Annotated in this window: 19 protein-coding genes and 1 tRNA gene; 15 read left to right on the top strand and 5 right to left on the bottom strand. The window is 67.1% G+C overall.

Going from position 1 to position 19,101, the window contains the following annotated elements; translation table 11 throughout:
* The first annotated feature begins 51 nt into the window (after positions 1-51).
* The 10 genes from clpS (at position 52) to rdgB (ending at position 6,623) form a co-directional block, all read left to right on the top strand.
* The gene (gene clpS, locus AC5Y7D_RS03310) at positions 52-357 is read left to right on the top strand and encodes an ATP-dependent Clp protease adapter ClpS (RefSeq protein WP_065136106.1); all 306 of its coding nucleotides are present in this window, start codon (positions 52-54) and stop codon (positions 355-357) included.
* A gap of 10 nt (positions 358-367) precedes the next feature.
* Positions 368-949, top strand: a complete 582-nt coding sequence (gene aosR / locus AC5Y7D_RS03305; protein WP_499921511.1) for an oxidative stress transcriptional regulator AosR — start codon at positions 368-370, stop codon at positions 947-949.
* Between the two features lie 28 nt (positions 950-977).
* Positions 978-2,015: a P1 family peptidase gene (locus tag AC5Y7D_RS03300; RefSeq protein ID WP_499921508.1), complete on the top strand. Its 1,038-nt coding sequence runs from the start codon at positions 978-980 to the stop codon at positions 2,013-2,015.
* 10 nt (positions 2,016-2,025) lie between these two features.
* A complete protein-coding gene (locus tag AC5Y7D_RS03295) occupies positions 2,026-2,439 on the top strand; it encodes a M67 family metallopeptidase (RefSeq protein ID WP_499921506.1) in 414 nt (137 codons plus the stop codon).
* Between the two features lie 22 nt (positions 2,440-2,461).
* Positions 2,462-2,734 carry a MoaD/ThiS family protein gene (locus AC5Y7D_RS03290; RefSeq protein ID WP_499921503.1) on the top strand — a complete coding sequence of 91 codons (273 nt, stop codon included), beginning with the start codon at positions 2,462-2,464 and terminating at the stop codon, positions 2,732-2,734.
* 87 nt (positions 2,735-2,821) lie between these two features.
* Positions 2,822-3,481, top strand: coding sequence for a rhomboid family intramembrane serine protease (locus AC5Y7D_RS03285; RefSeq protein ID WP_499921501.1), 660 nt, complete (start codon positions 2,822-2,824; stop codon positions 3,479-3,481).
* Positions 3,478-4,293, top strand: coding sequence for a glutamate racemase (murI, locus tag AC5Y7D_RS03280; protein ID WP_499921499.1), 816 nt, complete (start codon positions 3,478-3,480; stop codon positions 4,291-4,293). The genes AC5Y7D_RS03285 and murI overlap by 4 nt, the downstream gene beginning before the upstream one ends.
* A 69-nt stretch (positions 4,294-4,362) precedes the next feature.
* Positions 4,363-5,142, top strand: coding sequence for a cyclic nucleotide-degrading phosphodiesterase (locus AC5Y7D_RS03275; protein ID WP_499921497.1), 780 nt, complete (start codon positions 4,363-4,365; stop codon positions 5,140-5,142).
* A gap of 27 nt (positions 5,143-5,169) precedes the next feature.
* Positions 5,170-5,949 (top strand): ribonuclease PH, encoded by a 780-nt coding sequence (gene rph, locus AC5Y7D_RS03270; RefSeq protein WP_499921494.1) that lies wholly within the window; start codon positions 5,170-5,172, stop codon positions 5,947-5,949.
* Between the two features lie 83 nt (positions 5,950-6,032).
* Complete coding sequence (gene rdgB / locus AC5Y7D_RS03265) at positions 6,033-6,623, top strand: RdgB/HAM1 family non-canonical purine NTP pyrophosphatase (protein WP_499921714.1); 591 nt, start codon at positions 6,033-6,035, stop codon at positions 6,621-6,623.
* 3 nt (positions 6,624-6,626) lie between these two features.
* Here the strand turns inward: rdgB and AC5Y7D_RS03260 are convergent, their stop codons facing one another.
* Positions 6,627-6,977 (bottom strand): DUF3817 domain-containing protein, encoded by a 351-nt coding sequence (locus tag AC5Y7D_RS03260; RefSeq protein WP_499921492.1) that lies wholly within the window; start codon positions 6,975-6,977, stop codon positions 6,627-6,629.
* A complete protein-coding gene (locus AC5Y7D_RS03255) occupies positions 6,974-7,354 on the bottom strand; it encodes a hypothetical protein (protein ID WP_499921490.1) in 381 nt (126 codons plus the stop codon). Before AC5Y7D_RS03255 ends, AC5Y7D_RS03260 begins: the two co-directional genes overlap by 4 nt.
* Positions 7,355-7,517: 163 nt before the next feature.
* Between AC5Y7D_RS03255 and AC5Y7D_RS03250 the strand changes: the two genes are divergently transcribed.
* Positions 7,518-7,600: transfer RNA gene (locus AC5Y7D_RS03250), tRNA-Leu, on the top strand.
* Between the two features lie 20 nt (positions 7,601-7,620).
* Here AC5Y7D_RS03250 and AC5Y7D_RS03245 read toward each other — a convergent pair.
* Positions 7,621-7,830, bottom strand: a complete 210-nt coding sequence (locus AC5Y7D_RS03245) for a DUF3072 domain-containing protein (RefSeq protein ID WP_499921488.1) — start codon at positions 7,828-7,830, stop codon at positions 7,621-7,623.
* Positions 7,831-7,954: 124 nt separating this feature from the next.
* Here AC5Y7D_RS03245 and AC5Y7D_RS03240 point away from each other — a divergent pair, with 124 nt between their 5' ends.
* From AC5Y7D_RS03240 to AC5Y7D_RS03225, 4 genes are all read left to right on the top strand, one after another.
* Positions 7,955-8,575, top strand: a complete 621-nt coding sequence (locus tag AC5Y7D_RS03240; RefSeq protein WP_499921486.1) for a TIGR03085 family metal-binding protein — start codon at positions 7,955-7,957, stop codon at positions 8,573-8,575.
* Between the two features lie 130 nt (positions 8,576-8,705).
* The gene (locus AC5Y7D_RS03235) at positions 8,706-11,300 is read left to right on the top strand and encodes an ABC transporter ATP-binding protein/permease (RefSeq protein WP_499921484.1); all 2,595 of its coding nucleotides are present in this window, start codon (positions 8,706-8,708) and stop codon (positions 11,298-11,300) included.
* On the top strand, positions 11,297-13,033 hold the full coding sequence (locus tag AC5Y7D_RS03230; RefSeq protein ID WP_499921481.1) for an ABC transporter ATP-binding protein: 1,737 nt from the start codon (positions 11,297-11,299) through the stop codon (positions 13,031-13,033). Before AC5Y7D_RS03235 ends, AC5Y7D_RS03230 begins: the two co-directional genes overlap by 4 nt.
* Before the next feature lie 45 nt (positions 13,034-13,078).
* Entirely contained in the window at positions 13,079-14,155 is a 1,077-nt protein-coding gene (locus AC5Y7D_RS03225; RefSeq protein ID WP_499921476.1) for a phosphotransferase family protein, read from the top strand.
* A 30-nt stretch (positions 14,156-14,185) separates the two neighbouring features.
* Here the strand turns inward: AC5Y7D_RS03225 and AC5Y7D_RS03220 are convergent, their stop codons facing one another.
* Together AC5Y7D_RS03220 and AC5Y7D_RS03215 are read right to left on the bottom strand one after the other, a co-directional pair.
* Positions 14,186-15,577, bottom strand: a complete 1,392-nt coding sequence (locus AC5Y7D_RS03220) for an HNH endonuclease signature motif containing protein (RefSeq protein WP_499921474.1) — start codon at positions 15,575-15,577, stop codon at positions 14,186-14,188.
* Between the two features lie 148 nt (positions 15,578-15,725).
* Positions 15,726-19,037 carry a helix-turn-helix transcriptional regulator gene (locus tag AC5Y7D_RS03215; RefSeq protein ID WP_499921472.1) on the bottom strand — a complete coding sequence of 1,104 codons (3,312 nt, stop codon included), beginning with the start codon at positions 19,035-19,037 and terminating at the stop codon, positions 15,726-15,728.
* Between the last annotated feature and the right edge of the window lie 64 nt (positions 19,038-19,101).

The raw sequence follows: 19,101 nt of genomic DNA, 5'->3' as shown, positions 1-19,101 counted from the left end.
CAAAGGTATCGGCCGGCTGCAATACGGCGCCGGCTCGGTATCCTTGGCGCCATGGTTGTAGCGATAGCGCCGGCCAAACCCGGCGGCACCGGGCAACGCGAATCCGCTCCGGTCGAAGCTACGACGAGTCCGTGGGTGACCATCGTCTGGGACGACCCGGTCAACTTGATGACGTACGTGACATACGTGTTCCAGAAGCTGTTCGGTTACAGCGAGCCGCACGCCACCAAGTTGATGCTGCAGGTGCACAACGAAGGAAAGGCCGTGGTCTCGTCGGGCAGCCGGGAATCCATGGAAGTCGACGTGTCCAAGCTTCATGCCGCCGGATTGTGGGCGACCATGCAGCAGGACCGCTGAGTTCCCGATAGTGCGCAAATGGAAGCGCGTCGAGACCCGCAACGGTCCCCGTTTTCGGTCATCGCTGGCCCCGCATGAGTCGGCCCTGCTCAAGAACCTGGTGAGCGCCATGGCCGGCTTGCTGGACGAGCGCCAGTCCACGTCGCCGTCGGACGAACTCGAAGAGATAACCGGCATCAAGACCGGCCACTCGCAGCGGCCGGCTGACGCGACGCTCGGGCGTCTGTTGCCGGATTTCTACCGCCGCGACGATGGTGATCCGTTGACCCTCGATGCGTCCGAAGCCCTCAACTCCGCACTGCGAAGTCTGCACGAGCCGGACATCATCGACGCCAAACGTCGTGCGGCGCAACAGTTGCTGGACACACTGCCGACCAACGGCGGCCGGTTCGAGCTGACCGAGGAGGCCGCCAATGCCTGGGTGTCGGCCGTCAACGATCTCCGCCTTACGTTGGGCGTCATGCTCGAGATCGGCCCGCAGGGCCCCGAACGGCTGCCCGCCGACCATCCGCTGGCCGCGCACTTCGACGTCTATCAGTGGCTGACGGTGCTGCAGGAGTATCTGGTGCTGGTGCTGATGGGGCCACGATGACCCCCGACGAAAAAGGGAAGCCGGCGGGATGAACGCCATTACCGACGTCGGCGGGATCCGCGTCGGCCACCATCATCGGCTGGATCCCGACGCGTCGTTGGGCGCCGGGTGGGCCTGCGGGGTCACCGTGTTGCTGCCGCCGCCGGGGACGGTCGGTGCCGTCGATTGTCGTGGCGGCGCGCCGGGCACCCGGGAGACCGATCTGCTCGACCCGGTCAACAGCGTGCGCTACGTCGACGCCGTGTTGTTGGCCGGCGGCAGTGCTTTCGGCCTTGCCGCCGCCGACGGCGTCATGCGCTGGCTGGAGGAGCGGCAGCGGGGTGTGGTGATGGGTGGCGGCGTGGTACCGATTGTGCCGGGCGCGGTGATCTTCGATCTCCCCGTGGGGGGCTGGGATTGCCGGCCGACGGCCGAATTCGGCTATGCGGCGTGTGTGGCGGCCGACGGCTCCGGTGACGGGGCGGCGGTGGCCGTCGGGACGGTGGGTGCCGGTGTCGGGGCCCGGGTGGGAGGGCTGAAAGGGGGCGTGGGGACGGCGTCGGTCACCTTGCCCTCCGGTGTGACAGTCGGCGCGCTGGCGGTGGTGAATGCCGCCGGCGAAGCCGTCGACCCTGGCACGGGATTGCCGTGGATGGCCCAGTTGAGCCGCGAGTTCACCCTGCAACCGCCACCGCCCGAACAGATCGACGCCCTCGCGCAATTGCCGTCCCCGCTGAGCCAGCTCAATACCACGATCGCCGTGGTGGCGACGGACGCGGCGTTGAGCCCGGCGGCGTGCCGTCGCTTCGCGATCGCCGCGCACGACGGTCTCGCCCGCGCACTGCGGCCCGCGCATACCCCGCTGGACGGCGACACGGTATTCGGCTTGGCCACCGGCGCCGTCGAGGTGCCACCTTCGGCCGACACCCCGGCGGCGCTGTCCCCGGAGACGGCCCTGGTCGCTGCGGTGGGCGCCGCCGCGGCCGACTGCCTGGCCCGCGCCGTGCTGGACGGTGTGATCGCCGCGGAGTCGGTGGCCTCGATACCCGCTTACCGCGACGTCCTGCCGGCGGCGTTCGGGCGATGAAAATGTGTCCGTGCTGGTGATCCGCGCCGACCTGGTCGAGGCGATGGTCGCCCACGCCCGCCGCGATCACCCGGACGAAGCCTGCGGTCTCCTGGCCGGCCCGGACGGCTCCGACCGGCCGGAGCGGCACATCCCGATGGTCAATGCCGAACGCTCGCCGACGTTCTACCGATTCGACTCCGGCGAGCAGCTCCGGGTGTGGCGGGCTTTGGAAGCGGCGGACGAGGTTCCCGTCGTCATCTACCACTCACACCCGGACACCGAGGCGTATCCGAGTCGCACGGACATCGAGCTGGCGGCCGAGCCGGACGCCCACTACGTGTTGGTGTCCACCCGCGACCCGCACCGGCACGAGATGCGCAGCTACCGCATTGTCAACGGCGTCGCGAGCGAGGAATCTGTTGACATCGTCGAGCAGTACTGAGCCGAGCAACGGAAAGGCCAGCATGACCGTCACCGTGTCCATCCCGACTATCCTGCGACCGCACACCGGTGGCGAGAAGCGCGTCTGTGCCAGCGGGGACACGCTGGGAGCGGTCATCAAAGACCTGGAGGCCAACTACGCGGGCATCTCCGACCGCCTCATCGATAACGGCCGACTGCACCGGTTCGTGAACATTTATGTGAACGACGAGGATGTGCGGTTCTCCGGAGGTTTGGACACCGCTGTCGCCGACGGCGACTCGGTCACCATCCTGCCCGCGGTGGCGGGCGGGTAGCCGGGGTGGTGTCAGAATCCACCTACCGGCGCCTAGCCCGGTAACCTGGACGCTCGGGCAGGAACGCACGAGAAGGAGCGGGCGCATATGACCAAGCGCGCGCCGGCGACACAGTCGAACAAGAAGCCGGGATGGGTGATCGGTGCGACGACGGTCATCACCTTCGTCGCCCTGCTGTATGTCGTCGAGCTGATCGACCAGCTCAGCGGTGGCCGGCTGGACCGTAACGGCATCAGGCCGCTGACCACCGACGGCTTGTGGGGCATCGCGTTAGCGCCGCTGCTGCACGCCAACTGGCAGCATCTGATCGCCAACACAGTGCCGATGCTGGTGCTGGGCTTCCTGATGACGCTGGCCGGGTTGTCCCGATTCGTCTGGGCCACCGCGATCATCTGGATCCTGGGCGGCTTCGGCACCTGGCTGATCGGCAACGTCGGTAGCAGCTGCGGCCCCACCGACCACATCGGCGCCTCCGGCCTGATCTTCGGCTGGCTGGCCTTCCTGCTGGTGTTCGGGATCTTCGTCCGCCAGATCTGGGACATCATCATCGGCCTGGTCGTACTGTTCGCCTACGGCGGCGTGCTGCTCGGCGCCCTACCTGTGCTCGGTGTCTGCGGCGGCGTGTCATGGCAGGGCCACTTGTGCGGCGCGATTGCCGGGGTGGTGGCGGCGTATCTGTTGTCCGCGCCCGAACGCAGGGCCCGCGAGCGGAAGAAGGCTCTCCGCGCGCCGCACCTCAAGACATGAGTTCGCCGCTGGCCCCCGTCGGAGTCTTCGACTCCGGCGTCGGAGGGCTCACCGTCGCGCGGGCGATCATCGACCAACTACCCGACGAGGACATCGTCTACGTGGGCGACACCGGCAACGGCCCATACGGGCCGCTGGCCATCTCCGAGATCCGCGCGCATGCGCTGGCCATCGGCGACGACCTGGTCAGCCGCGGCGTCAAGGCCCTGGTGATCGCCTGCAACTCCGCGTCGGCCGCCTGCCTGCGGGACGCGCGCGAACGCTATGACGTACCCGTCGTCGAAGTGATCCTGCCTTCCGTGCGGCGTGCGGTGGCCGCCACCCGCAACGGCCGCATCGGGGTCATCGGCACGCGGGCCACCATCACCTCGCACGCGTACCAGGACGCGTTCGCGGCAGCCCGCGACACCGAGATCACCGCGGTGGCCTGTCCCCGGTTCGTCGACTTCGTCGAGCGCGGCGTGACGAGTGGACGCCAGGTGCTGGGTTTGGCCGAGGGGTATCTGGAGCCGCTGCAGCGCGCGGAAGTCGACACGCTGGTGTTGGGCTGCACGCACTATCCGTTGCTGTCGGGACTGATTCAACTCGTGATGGGGGAGAACGTCACGCTGGTCTCCAGCGCCGAGGAAACCGCCAAGCAAGTGGTCCGCGTGCTCACCGAACGCGACCTGCTGCGACCGCACGACGCCCCGCCGGCTTCCCGGGTCTTCGAGGCCACCGGAGACCCCGAAGCCTTCACCAAGCTCGCGTCCCGATTCCTCGGGCCCGCCGTGGTCGGCGTCGGGCCCGCGCCCCGGGCTCACGTCTCGTGATATGCCGACGATTCTGATGGCCCAATGCGGCGATGTTTTCCCCATCGTGTTAACGGGCATGGCACAGTGGTGTCCGTGCGATTAACCGTGCTCGGATGCTCTGGCAGCGTCGTGGGTCCGGATTCGCCCGCGTCGGGTTATCTACTCCGGGCACCGGACACTCCGCCGCTTGTCGTTGACTTCGGCGGGGGTGTGCTGGGCGCGCTGCAAAGGCATGCCGATCCCGGATCGGTTCATGTGTTGCTGTCGCATCTGCACGCTGACCACTGCCTGGATGTGCCGGGCCTGTTCGTGTGGCGCCGCTATCATCCGACGGCCAAGCCGACCGGCAAGGCGCTGCTGTACGGCCCGAGCGACACATGGTCGCGGCTCGGGGCGGCATCCTCGCCATACGGTGGTGAGATCGACGATTGCTCGGACATCTTCGACGTGCGCCACTGGGTCGACGGCGAGGCCGTGACCATCGGCGCGCTGAGCGTGCTGCCACGCGTTGTGGCGCACCCGACCGAGTCGTTCGGGTTGCGGTTCACCGACCCGAGCGGGGTTTCGCTGGTGTACAGCGGCGACACCGGCGAATGTGATCAGCTCGTCGAGCTGGCCCGCGGCGCCGATGTCTTCCTGTGCGAGGCTTCGTGGACGCACTCGCCGAAGCATCCCCCCGCTCTGCATCTGTCCGGCACCGAGGCGGGGCGGACGGCCGCGCGCGCCGGGGTGCGCGAGTTGCTGCTGACCCATATTCCGCCGTGGACGTCGCGCGAGGACGTCATCAGCGAGGCCAAAGCCGAATTCGACGGACCCGTGCATGCCGTGGTGCCCGGCGAGACCATTGAGGTCGGTCGAGCCCGATAGCGCCCGATGGGCCGCTAGGGTTGACTGGTGTCCAAACGAGAAGACGGTCGCCTCGACGACGAGCTTCGCCCGGTAACCATCACCCGGGGATTCACCGACCATCCGGCGGGTTCGGTGCTCATTGAATTCGGCGGCACGAAGGTCATGTGCACGGCCAGCGTCACCGAAGGAGTACCCCGGTGGCGCAAGGGAACCGGGTTGGGATGGCTCACCGCCGAGTATGCGATGTTGCCCTCGGCCACCCACACCCGTTCCGACCGGGAATCGGTCAAAGGCCGCGTCGGCGGCCGTACTCAGGAGATCAGCCGACTCGTCGGCCGATCCCTGCGGGCGTGCATCGACCTCGCCGCGCTGGGCGAGAACACCATCGCCGTCGACTGTGATGTGCTGCAGGCCGACGGCGGTACCCGGACGGCGGCGATCACCGGCGCATACGTGGCGCTGGCCGACGCCGTCACCTACCTGTCGGCGGCCGGCAAGCTCTCCGACCCCAGACCACTGTCCTGCGCTATCGCGGCGGTCAGCGTCGGCGTGGTCGACGGCCGGGTGCGCGTCGACCTGCCCTATGAGGAGGACTCGCGCGCCGAGGTCGACATGAACGTCGTCGCCACCGACACCGGCACCCTGGTCGAGGTGCAGGGCACCGGTGAGGGCGCGACCTTTCCGCGATCCACCCTGGACAAGCTGCTCGACATGGCACTGGGTGCCTGCGACAAGCTGTTCGCCGCCCAGCGGGAAGCGCTGGCCCTGCCCTACCCGGGCGTGCTTCCCGACGGCCCAGCGCTACCGAAGGCGTTCGGAAGCTGAGCGGGCCGGAAGGTGATGACCCGTCCCCCGCAGGCGGGTGGCGCCCCCATCGCCCGGCTTCGCCGCCCTCGCGAACATCACGCCTGCTGGTGGCCAGCCGCAACCGCAAGAAGCTGGCCGAACTGCAACGGGTGTTGGACGGCGCCGGCCTGTCCGGGGTGACGTTGGTGTCGCTTGCGGACGTGGCGCCGTTCGACGAGGCCCCCGAAACCGGGGCCACTTTCGAGGACAACGCGCTGGCCAAGGCGCGTGACGCGTTCGCCGCCACCGGGCTGCCCAGCGTCGCCGACGATTCGGGGCTGGAAGTGGCGGCGTTGAACGGTATGCCCGGCGTACTGTCCGCGCGCTGGTCGGGCCGGCATGGCGACGACGCCGCCAACACCGCACTGCTGTTGGCGCAGTTACGCGACGTGCCCGACCAGCGGCGTGGCGCGGCGTTCGTCTCCGCGTGCGCGCTGGTATCCGACGCGCACGAGGTGGTCGTGCGCGGCGAGTGGCCCGGCACCATCGCCCACGAGTCGCGGGGGGACGGCGGATTCGGCTACGACCCGGTGTTCCTTCCCGCCGGCGCCGATGGCAGAACCGCCGCGCAACTCAGCCCGGCCGAGAAAGACGCCGTATCGCACCGCGGTCGCGCGCTGGCACTGTTGCTGCCGGCGCTGCGGGCGTTGTAAGCGTCAGACCGGGAAGTTCGCCTTCACCTCTCTGGTCTGGCGGTGCTCGACGATGAGACCCAGCAGGGGGATGGTGCCGGCGAGTAGCACCCCGATGGTCTTGCCGATCGGCCACCGGACTTTGATCGCGAGATTGAACGCGGCGAGCACATAGACGAAGTACACCCAGCCGTGCACGACCTCGATCCACCGGATCTCGTGGTGGTAAACGAGGTGCGAGACGACTTCGCCGCACAACACCAGCAACCAGATACCGGTCGTCCACGCCATGATCCGGTACGCCAGCAGCGCGGTGCGGATCTTCTCGACGGGGAACACCGAAGCGCTGCGTTCGGGTGTCTCAGGCGTGCTCATGCAGTGGTCCTTCTCTGCCTTGCGGCATCGTCTTCGGCGAGCTCGGCCAGATAGGCGTTGTACTCGCGCAGGGCGGGGTCCTCGGGAGGCGGCGGCGGCTTAGGCCGTTCCGGCAGCAGGCCGGGGGGGATCTCGGTAACGGTGTCGCGCGGTGCGGGCGGCTCTTCTTCATAGCGGACGAATTTGCGGTACGCGTAGATGCAGAACGCGGCGAACATCGGCCACTGCAGGGCGTAGCCGAGGTTTTGGTAAGAGCCCGACACCGACTGGAATCGAGTCCACTGCCACCAGCCGAGCGCCAGACAGCCACAGGCCGCGAAAATCACCAATGCGATGGCTGCGGGCCTGCGACGTCTCGTGCGGACCGGGGTGGACACCCCACGACGGTACCGCGTGGCCGTGTTGCGAGGGCTCCGAGCGGGCGCTTATCGGTCGGGCCACACCAACGTGTGCAGCCGCGTCCCCTGTCCTGCCCCCACCTCGCCGCACACACCGCCGCAGGTCTGGTCGTGCGGCGCAACGGTACGATCGAGCAACGCAGCGGGCGTGATGAAATTGGCAGACATGCCGGCTTTAGGTGCCGGTGCTCTTAGAGCGTGTGGGTTCGAGTCCCTCCGCCCGCACCCCTGCCTTCGAGCGCAACCTAGCCGGTGCCGCGGCCTGTCCGCTGCTGCAACTCCTCGATCACCTCGGACGCCTGTGCCTTGGTCAGATCGTCCGGCACGTTCGTACCGGCTTCTTGGGCTAACGTGCGCACGTAACTTCGCTGCGGACCGGTCATCGGTTCGTCTCCGGTCACCCAGTCGGCGGGGTCCTTCTCCGGGTTCGGCTGCGGTGCCTCGCTATTACTCATCTCCTGTCACCTCCGCACCCCGAATTGCCATCGCACAAACTTTCGAAACATCCCGTCGGGCGAATCGATACGATCCAGAGGGCGGGTGTTGCGCCATGCGTCCCGTGAAGCGAGGGGAGAGTACGTGTCGATTGCACAACGCGAGCGGGCGGCGCTGGTGGAGACCATCCGCGCCGCCGGACCGGAGGCGCCCACCCTGTGCGAAGGGTGGCGCACCCGCGACCTGACCGCGCACCTGGTGGTCAGGGAGTACCGCCTGGACGCGGCCCCCGGCATCATCATTCCCTTCTTCTCCGGCCACACCGAAAAGGTGCAGAACGACGTCGCCGAGCGCAGCGGTTGGGACGAACTGGTGGACAAGGTTGCCTCCGGTCCGCCGACGTACTCGCCGTTCAAGCTGCTTGACCCGGTGATCAATGTCGCGGAGATGTTCATCCACCACGAGGATGTGCGCCGCGCGGGCGCCGGCTGGGAGCCTCGCGAGATCGAACCCGCCCTGAGAAGCCGGCTTGCCCGCACGGTGCCGCTGATGGGCCGACTGACGTTGGCCAAGGTTCCCGGGCGAGTGGCGCTGCGCACCACCGGGGGCAAGACGCTGCTCACCGTCGGACACGGACCGGCCGTCACGGTCACCGGCGAGCCCGAGGAACTGCTGCTTTTTGCGGTCGGACGGGCCGCTCGGGTGGACTTTCACGGCGACGAGTCGGCGGTGCAGGCCGTGCGTGAGGCACCCAAAGGGCTGTAGCCGGCTTCGCAACCGCGGTCTTGTGCTGAGGTAAGGTTAGCCTTAGTTTGTGGGGTAGCTTGTTTGGCCGAGCGGTCCGCCTCAGTTTCAGGGTGGTGACGGCGCGCGCCGCCGCGGGAGAGGATCGTTGATGGCACGCGGTTTTTCGGGCGCCATGCTCAAGGGCTTCGGCGCTCGTGACCACATGGCGACGGTGCTCGAAACGGTAATGGTCGCTCCGCATTTCATGCGCATCCGGATGGAGTCGCCGACGCTGTTCGAGGACGCCGAAGCGGAGCCGGCGGCGTGGCTGCGGTTCTGGTTCCCCGATCCGAAGGGGTCGAAAACCGAGTTCCAGCGCGGCTATACGCTCTCGGAAGCCGATGCGGCCACCGGTCGATTCGCGGTCGATGTGGTCTTGCACGAGCCCGCCGGTCCCGCCTCGACATGGGCGCGCAACGTCCAGCCGGGCGCGACGATCTCGGTCACGTCGCTGATGGGCTCCTCGCGCTTCGACCCGCCCGCTGAACAGCCGGCGGGCTATCTGCTGGTCGGTGACTCCGCGTCGATCCCGGGGATGAATGGCATCATCGGCACCGTCCCCGAGGACATCCCGATCGAGATGTACCTCGAGCAGCACGACGCCAACGACCCGCTGATCCCCATTGCCCGGCACCCCCGGCTGCGGGTGCACTGGGTGCGCCGACGTGACGAGAGGTCGCTGTCCGAGGCCATCGAAAGCCGCGATTGGTCGAACTGGTACGCGTGGGCCACCGCGGAGGCCAATGCGCTCAAGAACGTCCGGAAGCGACTGCGCGATGCCTTCGGATTTCCCAAGTCCGAGGTGCACGCGCAGGCCTACTGGAGCGCGGGCAAGGAAATGGGCACCCGTCGTGGGGACGAGCCAGAACCGGCCGGTGCCGTCGCTGAGCAGCCGGAAAACGCTGCAGCAAAGGACGATTCCGCTGATTCCGGTCTCGTCAGACCTGCGGCACCGGGCAGGTGGCGTGCGCAAGCGGCGGGCCGGCTGCTGGCGCCGCTGCGCGGGGCGCTCGTCGTTTCCGGTGTGCTGCAGGCGCTGATCACGCTGGCACAGTTGGCCCCGTTCGTGCTGCTGGTGGAACTGGCCCGGCTGTTAGTGGCAGGTGCCGACGAATCGGGGTTGTGGAGCCTGGGCATAGCAGCCGTCTCGCTGCTGGGATTGGGCACCCTGCTCGGCGCCGTGCTGTCCATGTGGCTGCACGTCATCGACGCTCGGTTCGCCCGCGGGCTGCGGTCCAGATTGTTGGGCAAAATGTCGCGACTGCCGTTGGGCTGGTTCACTTCTCGCGGCTCGGGGGCGATCAAACAGCTGGTCCAGGACGACACGCTGGCGCTGCACTATCTGGTCACTCATGCCATACCGGACGCGGTCAACGCCGTCGTGGCGCCAGTCGCGGTGCTGGTGTATCTGTTCATTGTCGACTGGCGGGTCGCGCTCGTGTTGTTCGTGCCCGTCGTCGTCTATCTCCTGATGTCCTCCGCGCTGGTGATTCAATCCGGCCCGCGGATCGCCCAATCGCAGCGGTGGGCCGAAAAGATGAGCACCGAAGCCGGTGCCTATCTGGAGGGCCAACCGGTGATCCGCGTCTTTGGCGGGGCCGCGGCGTCGACGTTCCGCCGCCGCTTGGACGAGTACATCGAGTTCCTGATCGCCTGGCAGCGTCCGCTGGCCGGCAAGAAGACGGCAATGGATCTCACCACCCGTCCCTCGACGTTCCTGTGGCTCATCGCGGCCACCGGAACGCTGCTCGTCGTCACTCATCGGATGGATCCGGTCAATCTCCTGCCGTTCCTGTTGCTGGGCACCACATTCGGTGCCCGGTTGCTCGGCATCGGCTACGGAATGGCCGGTATTCGCGGTGGAACGCTGGCTGCGCGGCGCCTGCAAATCGCGCTTGCCGAGCCGGAACTCGAGGTCGAAGACCACACCACCGATCCGGCCGGTGCGTCGCCGGCGGTGGTGTTCGACCGCGTGAGCTTCGGCTATCGTTCCGATGTCCCGGTGATTCGCGACGTATCGCTGGAGTTGTGGCCCGGCACCGTCACCGCGCTCGTTGGCCCCTCGGGCTCCGGGAAGTCCACCCTCGCCGCATTGTTGGCTCGCTTCCACGATATTCAGCAGGGTGCTATCCGGGTTGGCGGACGCGACATTCGGTCGCTGACAGCCGACGAGCTGTACACCCGTGTCGGTTTCGTTCTGCAGGAGACCCAGCTCGTCCAGGGCAGCGTCGCCGAGAACATCGCGCTGGCGGTTCCGGGCGCCACCGCTGAGCAGATTCGGGCCGCGGCTCGCGAAGCGCAGATCCACGAGCGCATCCTGCGCCTGCCGCGCGGTTACGACACCATGTTGGGCGCCGGCGCCTCGCTCTCGGGCGGAGAGCGGCAACGGTTGACCATAGCCCGTGCGATCCTCGCCGACACACCGGTCCTCATCCTGGACGAAGCCACCGCATACGCCGACCCGGAGTCGGAATACCTGGTCCAGCAAGCACTTAACCGTTTGACCCGAGACCGCACGGTCTTGGTGATCGCACATCGGCTGCACACCATCACCGGGGCGGACCAGATCGTCGTGCTCGATCACGGCCGCATCGCCGAACGTGGCACCCACGACGAGCTGCTCGCCATCGACGGCCGCTACCGACGCCTGTGGGAAACGGGTCAGCCCGGTCGCGTCTCGGTGGGTCAGGGGACGGCACGATGATCCGCACCTGGCTTGGCCTGGTGCCGCCAGACCGCCGCGGCAGAGTGCTCACATATGCGGTTCTCGCCCTCGTCTCGGTGGTGGTGCGCGCGGTGGGCGCGGTGCTGCTGGTGCCGCTGATCGGCGCCTTGTTCGGCCCATCGCCAGGTAGCGCGCTGGTGTGGCTGGGCTGGCTCAGCACCGCCACCGTGCTCGGCTGGGTGATCGACACCGGCACTGCACGCATCGGTTTCGACCTCGGATTCGCCGTGCTCGACCACACGCAGCACGACATCGCCGACCGGATACCCGATATCCGGCTGGAGTGGTTCACCCCCGAGAACACCGCGACGGCACGGCAAGCCATCGCCGCAACAGGGCCGGAACTCGTCGGTCTGGTGGTCAACCTGCTCACTCCGCTGATCAGTGCGGTACTGCTCCCGGCAGTGATCGCAGTGGTCCTGCTGCCCGTTTCCTGGCAACTCGGCGTGGCCGCCATGGCCGGTGTTCCGTTGCTGCTGGGGGCGCTGTGGGCGTCGGTGCGCCTATCGCGCAAGGCCGATGCCACGGCAGGTAATGCCAACAGCGTGCTGACCGAGCGCATCATCGAGTTCGCCCGCACCCAGCAGGCGCTGCGCGCCGCGCGGCGCGTCGAACCGGCACGCAGCCGGGTAGGCAACGCGTTAACGGCACAACACGGCGCGGCGATGCGGCTACTGGCCTGGCAAGTCCCAGGCCAGCTCTTGTTCAGCATCGCCAGCCAGCTGGCATTGATTCTGCTGGCCGGCACCACGACCGCACTGACGGTGGGTGGCACGCTGACGGTGCCCGAAGCGACCGCGCTGATCGTGGTGATCGCGCGTTACCTGGAGCCGTTCACGACCGTCAGCGAGCTGTCTCCCGCGTTGGAGACCATCCGCGCCACGCTCGATCGCATTCGTACCGTGCTCGCCGCGCCCGCTGTGGGCGCGGGTGCGGCCACCCTGCGAGATGCCGCCGCGGCACCCCGGATCGAGTTCGAGAACGTCACCTTCGGTTACGGTTCCGGCCCCCCGGTATTGGACGGTGTCAGCTTCACACTGGAGCCGGCGACCGCGACGGCCATCGTAGGGCCCTCGGGGTCGGGCAAGAGCACCGTGCTGGCACTCATTGCCGGACTGCATCAGCCGGGCCGTGGTCGGGTGCTGATCGACGGCGTCGACGCCGCGACTCTGCGTGCTGACGCCCGTCGTAACGCCTGCAGCGTGGTCTTCCAGCATCCTTACCTCTTCCACGGGACGATCCGCGACAACGTGCTGGCCGGCAATCCGGACGCGGACGACGAGCGGTTGGCCCGGGTGACGCGCCTGGCGCGAGTCGACGAGCTCGCCGCCAGACTGCCCGACGGGCAGGAGACGATCGTCGGTGAAGGGGGATCGGCGTTGTCCGGCGGCGAACGTCAACGGGTCAGCATCGCGCGCGCCCTGCTCAAGGGGGCACCCGTGCTGCTCGTCGACGAAGCCACCAGCGCGCTGGACAACGAGAACGAGGTAGCGGTGGTCGAGGCGCTCACCGCCGACCCGCATTCGCACACCCGGGTCATCGTTGCCCACCGGTTGGCCAGCATCCGTCGTGCCGACCGCGTGCTGTTTCTGGAGAGCGGCCAGGTGGTCGAGGACGGTGGCGTCGACGAATTACTGGCTGCCGGTGGACGATTCAGCGAATTCTGGCGCCAGCAGCACGAAGCCGCCGACTGGCGGATTCTGACCGAGTAGGAGACAGCTGCTGAAACCGATGCGGTATGACTTACAGTCCCTGGTATGAGCGCCTTGCTGTCCATACCGCGGTATCCCACCGATGTGACGCCCGAGTGGTTGTCGATGGTGCTCAGCCAACAAGGCCGATCCGTCGAGGTGTCACAGGCCAACGTCGCGGCGATCGGCACCGGTCAGACCGGGGCCACCTACCGGGTGACGGCCACCTACGCGTCGGATCCGGGTGGTCTGCCGCAGACGTTCGTGATCAAGCTGCCTGCCCAAGACGATGCCGTGCGCGACCGGGTTGTCATCGGCTATCGCAGCGAGTGTGCGTTCTACACATCCGTCGCTGATCGGGTGCGGGTGCCGACCCCTCAGTGTTTCTACTGCGAGATCAGCGCCGATGCAATGGATTTCGCCCTGCTGCTGGCCGATCAGGCGCCCGCGGTGCAGGGCGACCAGTTAGCCGGCTGCGGCGAACAGGAAGCGCGACTCGCGGTCACGGCTCTGGCCGGCCTGCATGCGCCGACCTGGTGCGATCCGGTCTGGTTGGAATTCCCCGGTATCGCATTCGCCCGCCCGGACGAAGCCGGCGCCAACGGCATGGGCGAGGTGGCGAAGATGAGCGCCGACATCACGCTGGCGAAACTCGGCGATCGAATGAACGCCGAAGATCGCGAAACATTCAGTACGGCAATGGGTCTAGTGGCACTGTGGCTACTTTCCGAGCACGATCGGTTTGCCCTACTGCACGGCGACTACCGGCTGGACAACATGTTGTTCGATCCAGGTCGGACGCGGATCAGCGTGGTGGACTGGCAGACCCTCGGCGTGGGTCTGCCGGCCAGGGATCTCGCGTATTTCACCGCGACCAGTCTGAATCCGCAACTGCGCGCAGACATCGAACAAAGCCTCGTCGATGAATATCACCGAACGCTATCAAGCCACGGGGTCACCAACTATGAACTCGAAACATGTTGGCGTGATTACCGACTCGGGGTGCTGCAGGTCCCGTTGATCTCAGCGCTGGGCTTTGCCTTCGCCGCCTCCACCGACCGCGGCGACGACATGGTGCTAACCATGCTGACGCGCGGCTGCCAGGCGATCCGGGATCTGGACACGCTGACGCTGATCGGTTGAGCGCAAGGTGCGCAGTGCCTTCGGCGCGAGTCAATCGGGTTCGTCTTTATCGTCGTCCCGGTCGTGTTCGTAGAGGAGTTTTTCGGGATGGTGGTATCGGTTGGTGCGGGGTCGGCCCCTGAATATGCCTGAGTCGAGGTGTCCGGGTGGGATCCATTCGGTGTCGCCTTTGGCGTTGGTGCGGGTGGTCCAGCCTTCTTCGGCCAGGGGGTGGTGTTCGCCGCAGCCGAAGCCCAGGCCGTTGACGTCGGTGACTCCGGAGGTGGCGTAGGGGATCGCGTGGTGGACTTCGCAGTAGTAGCCGCGTACCGGGCAGCCGGGGAAGGTGCATCCGCGGTGTTTGGCGTAGAGGACCAGTCGTTGGGCGGGGTTGGCGAGGCGGTTGGTGTGATAGAGCGCGAGGGCTTTGCCGTTGTTGTCGAAGATGGCCAGGTAGTGCCGGGCGTGGCGGGCTTCGCGGATGACGTCGGACATGGGCAGGATGGTGCCGCCTCCGGTGAGCCCGCGCCCGGCGGCGGCCTCGAGCTCGTTGAGGGTGGTGGTGATGATGATGGAGGTGGGTAGGCCGTTGTGTTGGCCCAGTTTCCCCGACATCAGCAGCGCGCGTAGCCCGGTGAGCAGGCCGTCGTGGAAGCGCTGGGCTTTGGAGCGCATGTCGTGGCGTGCGGCGTCTGGGGAGGGCTCGTCGTCGACGACCGGGGTTGGGTCGTCGCGGTTGCATTTTCCGGGGGCGCCCAGTTTGGCGTCGATGGCTTCCAGGGTGGCGCGTAGTTCGGGGTCGACGTAGCCGTGCAGGCGGGACATGCCGTCGGGTTCCTGCTTGCCCAGGGTGAGGCCGCGTTTGCGGGCGCGGTCGTCGTCGGTGTAGGTGCCGTCGGGGTTGAGCCAGTCCGTCAGCTGTTGGGCCAGGCCGTGCAGGGCGTCGGGGCGCCGTTCGGTGGCCAGGGCGGCGAGTTGTTCTTCGGCGGCCGCGCGGGTGCCCGCATCCACCGCGGACGGTAGTGCGTCGAGGAATTTGCGGATGACCAGGACGTGCCCGTCGCCGAGGCTGCCGTCGCGCTGGGCGGCGGCGGTGGCCGGCATTTTCGGGGGCAGCGGTTGGCCGGTGAGCGTGTGGCGCGGTCCGAGGGCTTCGGCGTCGGCGATGCGGCGGCGGGCTTCGGCGGGGGTGATGTGCAGCAGGTCGGCCAGCACGGTGTGGAGTCGGCCGCCGAGTTCTTTTTCGGTGGCTTGCGTGCGGAGTTGGTTGATCAGGGCGTGCTCGGCGGCGCACTGGCGGCGCCGCTGGATTTCGCGGTTCTGCAAGCAGCGCAACAACTCCGGGGAGGTTAGTGCTTCGGTGTTGAGGTCGAGCAACCGTGACACCGCGGCGTGATGGGCGGCATGGGCTTCGGTGACCTCCTCGCGCGTGCTGCAACCCATACCCGAAATTTTACGAAAGCCCACCGACAAAAACTGGCCACCGAAGGCCCAGAAGGCCAAGCAACACAGACGGTTTCGCTCACAGCGAAACTTGGCCTACGCACCCGGAGGGATTCCGCTGAGACTTTGATTACGCCGTTGGTGTCTGCTACTTATAGCGGGCCGCTTCCTGTGCCAGCTGCATGCGCGATGTGAGCCCGAGTTTGTTGTAGACGTGGGTGAGATGCGTCTGCACGGTGCGCGGCGAGATGAACAGCCGGACGCCGATGTCTTTGTTGCCCAGCCCCTCCCTGACTAGATGTACGACATCGAGCTCGGTCGGGGTCAAAGAATGCCAACCGCTGGGCGGCCGCTTGCGTTCGCCGCGGCCCCGCTGTGCGTAGCCGATCGCTTCCTCGGTGGACAGCGCCAGGCCGGCGTTCCACGCTTCGTCGAAGTCAGCCTCGCCGAGCGTATTACGGGCTGCTTCCACTAATGCCTGGTAGCCCGCGTCGTAAACCCGGAAGCGCACGATTCCGGTGCGCTGCCGCATCGCTGTTGCCGCACCCAAGAGCCGGGCCGCTTCCAGCTGGCTGCCGGCGTAGCCAGCCAAACCCGCAAGACATTCCAGAAGATCCGGGACAAATAGGTGCGCCTGCATCTCGGCGGCACGATTCAACGCGTCGTGCGCGTCACGTTCAGCCTGGCTAAATTCCTTCTGCGCCAAAGCTACTCGCACCCGAGTCGTCAGAGCTTGCACGATGAACCAGCCCACCCCGGCAGCAACGTCCTCATCGGCGAGGCGACGTGCTGACGTCAGATCGCCCCGTGCGAGCGCCACCTGTGCCGCGGGCTTGGCAGTAGTGGTAGCAAGCACGGGCAAACCCTCTAGCCGCTGCCGGTTCGCCTCGCTGGCAGCGATGGCCGCCTCGACATCGCCACCGGCCAGCTCAGCAGCGGCCAGCGCCGCATACACGACACCTTCCTGGTGTCTGCCGATCTCGGCGGCGCCGTCGAGCGCCTCGAGCGCGACGGCGCGGCCCGAGTCTGCCTGTCCCCGGTGCGCCAACACGAAGCACAGAATTACCCGGGCATTCACCTGCCAGATCAGAGCATGCGCCGCGTCCGATTCAATGATCAACTCGCGTGAGTGCGTCTCGGCTCCGGCGACGTCGCCGCGTACCAATTGCGCTCCATTCACACACCAGCGGCATCCCCGCGAGTAGCCCCGGTCGCCGATCTCATCGGCGAGCTCGCGGCCCTCGGTAGCGGCCGCGAGTGCGGTGTCGAGATCACCTGCGCCGAATGTTGCCGTGAACGCCTGGCTGTAGAGGATCTGGCTCAGCCGCAACCGATCCCCTATGGCTCGGGCCAAGTCGGCCGCTTCCGACAGATACAGCCGGGCCAGGCTTGCGTCGAAGCCGGCAACGCGGCCGCAAGCGGTGAGCGTCCGCGCCAGTAGTACGGGATCGTCGAGCTCGCGGGCCATGACCAGTGAACGCTGCGCTCGAGCAAGGCTTTCCGTGTCGCGCATGTTGTCCAGGGTTGCCTTGTCGGCCAGCGCTCGCGCCATCGCTGCGGGCGTGACAACGGCACCGTCGATTTCGGCGTCTGCCAGACCGAGTTCGAGCCAGTCCGATCCTTCCTTGACGCGTTCCCGCGTCAGCCAGAACGGCTGCAGAAACGCGGCGATTCGCAATGCGTTATCGGGGTCGGAGTTCTCCCGGCTCCAAGCGAAAGCGGCACGCAGATTGTCGATCTCGGTCTCCGCCTGGTCAAGCAGCAGCTCCAGACTGGTGTTGGCCGGAGCATCCAGGGCCGCGGCCATCGCGGTGTAGTGATCACGATGCCGGTGCCGAACGTCGACCGCCTCAGTGGATTCCCCGAGCTTTTCCTGCGCATATTGGCGCATCGTCTCCAGCAACCGGTATCGCGTTGGGCCTCCGGCGGTTTCGGCGACTACCAGCGACTTGTCGACGAGCAGGGCCAGGATGTCCAGGACCTGATGGCGGGCCAGGTCGCCGTCGCTGACCACGTCTTGGCAGGCCGGCAGGTCGAATCCTCCCGCAAACACCGCCAGTCGGCGGAACAGGATTCGCTCGGGCTCGGTCAACAACGCGTGCGACCAGTCCACCGACGCCTGCAACGTCTGCTGGCGGCGCACTGCGGTGCGTGATCCACCGGTGAGTAGCCGGAATCGGTTTTGTAGGCCGGTCAGGATGTCCTGCGGCGACAACGCGCGTACCCGCGCCGCGGCCAACTCGATCGCCAGCGGCATGCCGTCGAGACGGCGGCAGATCTCGGCCACCGCCACTGAATTGTCCTCACTGATGACGAAGCCGGGCCGCGCTTGGCCCGCACGATCACTGAACAGTCGAACGGCGGCATCGGCCAGTGACAACGACGGCACCCGCCATGTCACTTCGCCGGCCAGCCCGATGGGCTCGCGACTGGTCGCTAACACGGTCAACCGGGGACAGGCAGCCAAGAGCGTCGCGATCAGCGCTGCGGTGGCGTCGAGCAAGTGCTCGCAATTGTCCAGCACCACCAGCATGTGCCGATCGCCGACGAAATGTCGCAGGCTGTTCTCCGGAGATCGACCAGGCTGGTCGGGTAGGCCGAGCGCTCGTGCCGCGGTGATGGGCACCAGGTCGGGGTCCGTGATCGGGGCCAGATCGATCGACCACGCTCCGTCGTCGTAGTTCTCCGCGACGGCGGCCGCGACCTCGACCGCCAGACGCGTCTTGCCCACGCCTCCGGCTCCGGTCAACGTCACCAACCTGTTTGCGGCCAGCAAGTCGGCAACCTCGAGCATCTCCTCATCGCGCCCCACGAAGCTGGTGAGTTGTGTGGGAAGATGTTGAGCCCCAACGGCTTCGCGTAACCGCAGGGGTCCGAACTCATTGCACAGGTCGGGATGACATAGCTGCATCACCCGTTCGGGACGGGGCAGATCGCGCAGCGGGTGGGTGCCCAGGTCGGTCAGCCACGCGTCATCCGGGAGCGAATCGGCAATCAGATCGCTGGTGGTGCCTGACAGCACCGTCTGGCCGCCGTGGGCGAGCTCGCGAAGCCGCGCGGTCCGATTGATGGCCGGCCCGACGTAGTTGTTCTCATCGCGCAACTGCACCTCACCGGTATGCAGGCCGATGCGTAAACGCAATGGCGCCAGAGGTGCCCGCTGCAACGCAAGCGCACAGGCCACCGCGTGGGATGCCCGGTCGAACGCGACGACGAAGCTGTCGCCTTCGCCCTGCTCAATCGGACGGACCCCATGGTGCGTGCTCACCAGGTGAGCCAGTGTCCGATCCAGGTTGGCGATCGCGGCGGTCATCTCGTCAGGCCTGGACTGCCAGAGTTGCGTCGATCCTTCGACGTCGGCCAACAGCAACGTGACAGTACCGGTCGGCAGCGGCTCGTTCATGCCCGTATCGCTCCAGTCCAACGGAGGCAGATCAGCCCGTGGATCGATCTCGCTCATGCTAGCCAGCATGCGTCGAGCACAGCATCAAAACATCAGCGCTTGCGCGTAGATTTTCGCCGCA

Source organism: Mycobacterium sp. NGS49 (assembly GCF_059812565.1).
Note: the sequence above shows the minus strand (reverse complement) of the source record. Positions and strands in the feature narration are given on the sequence as shown.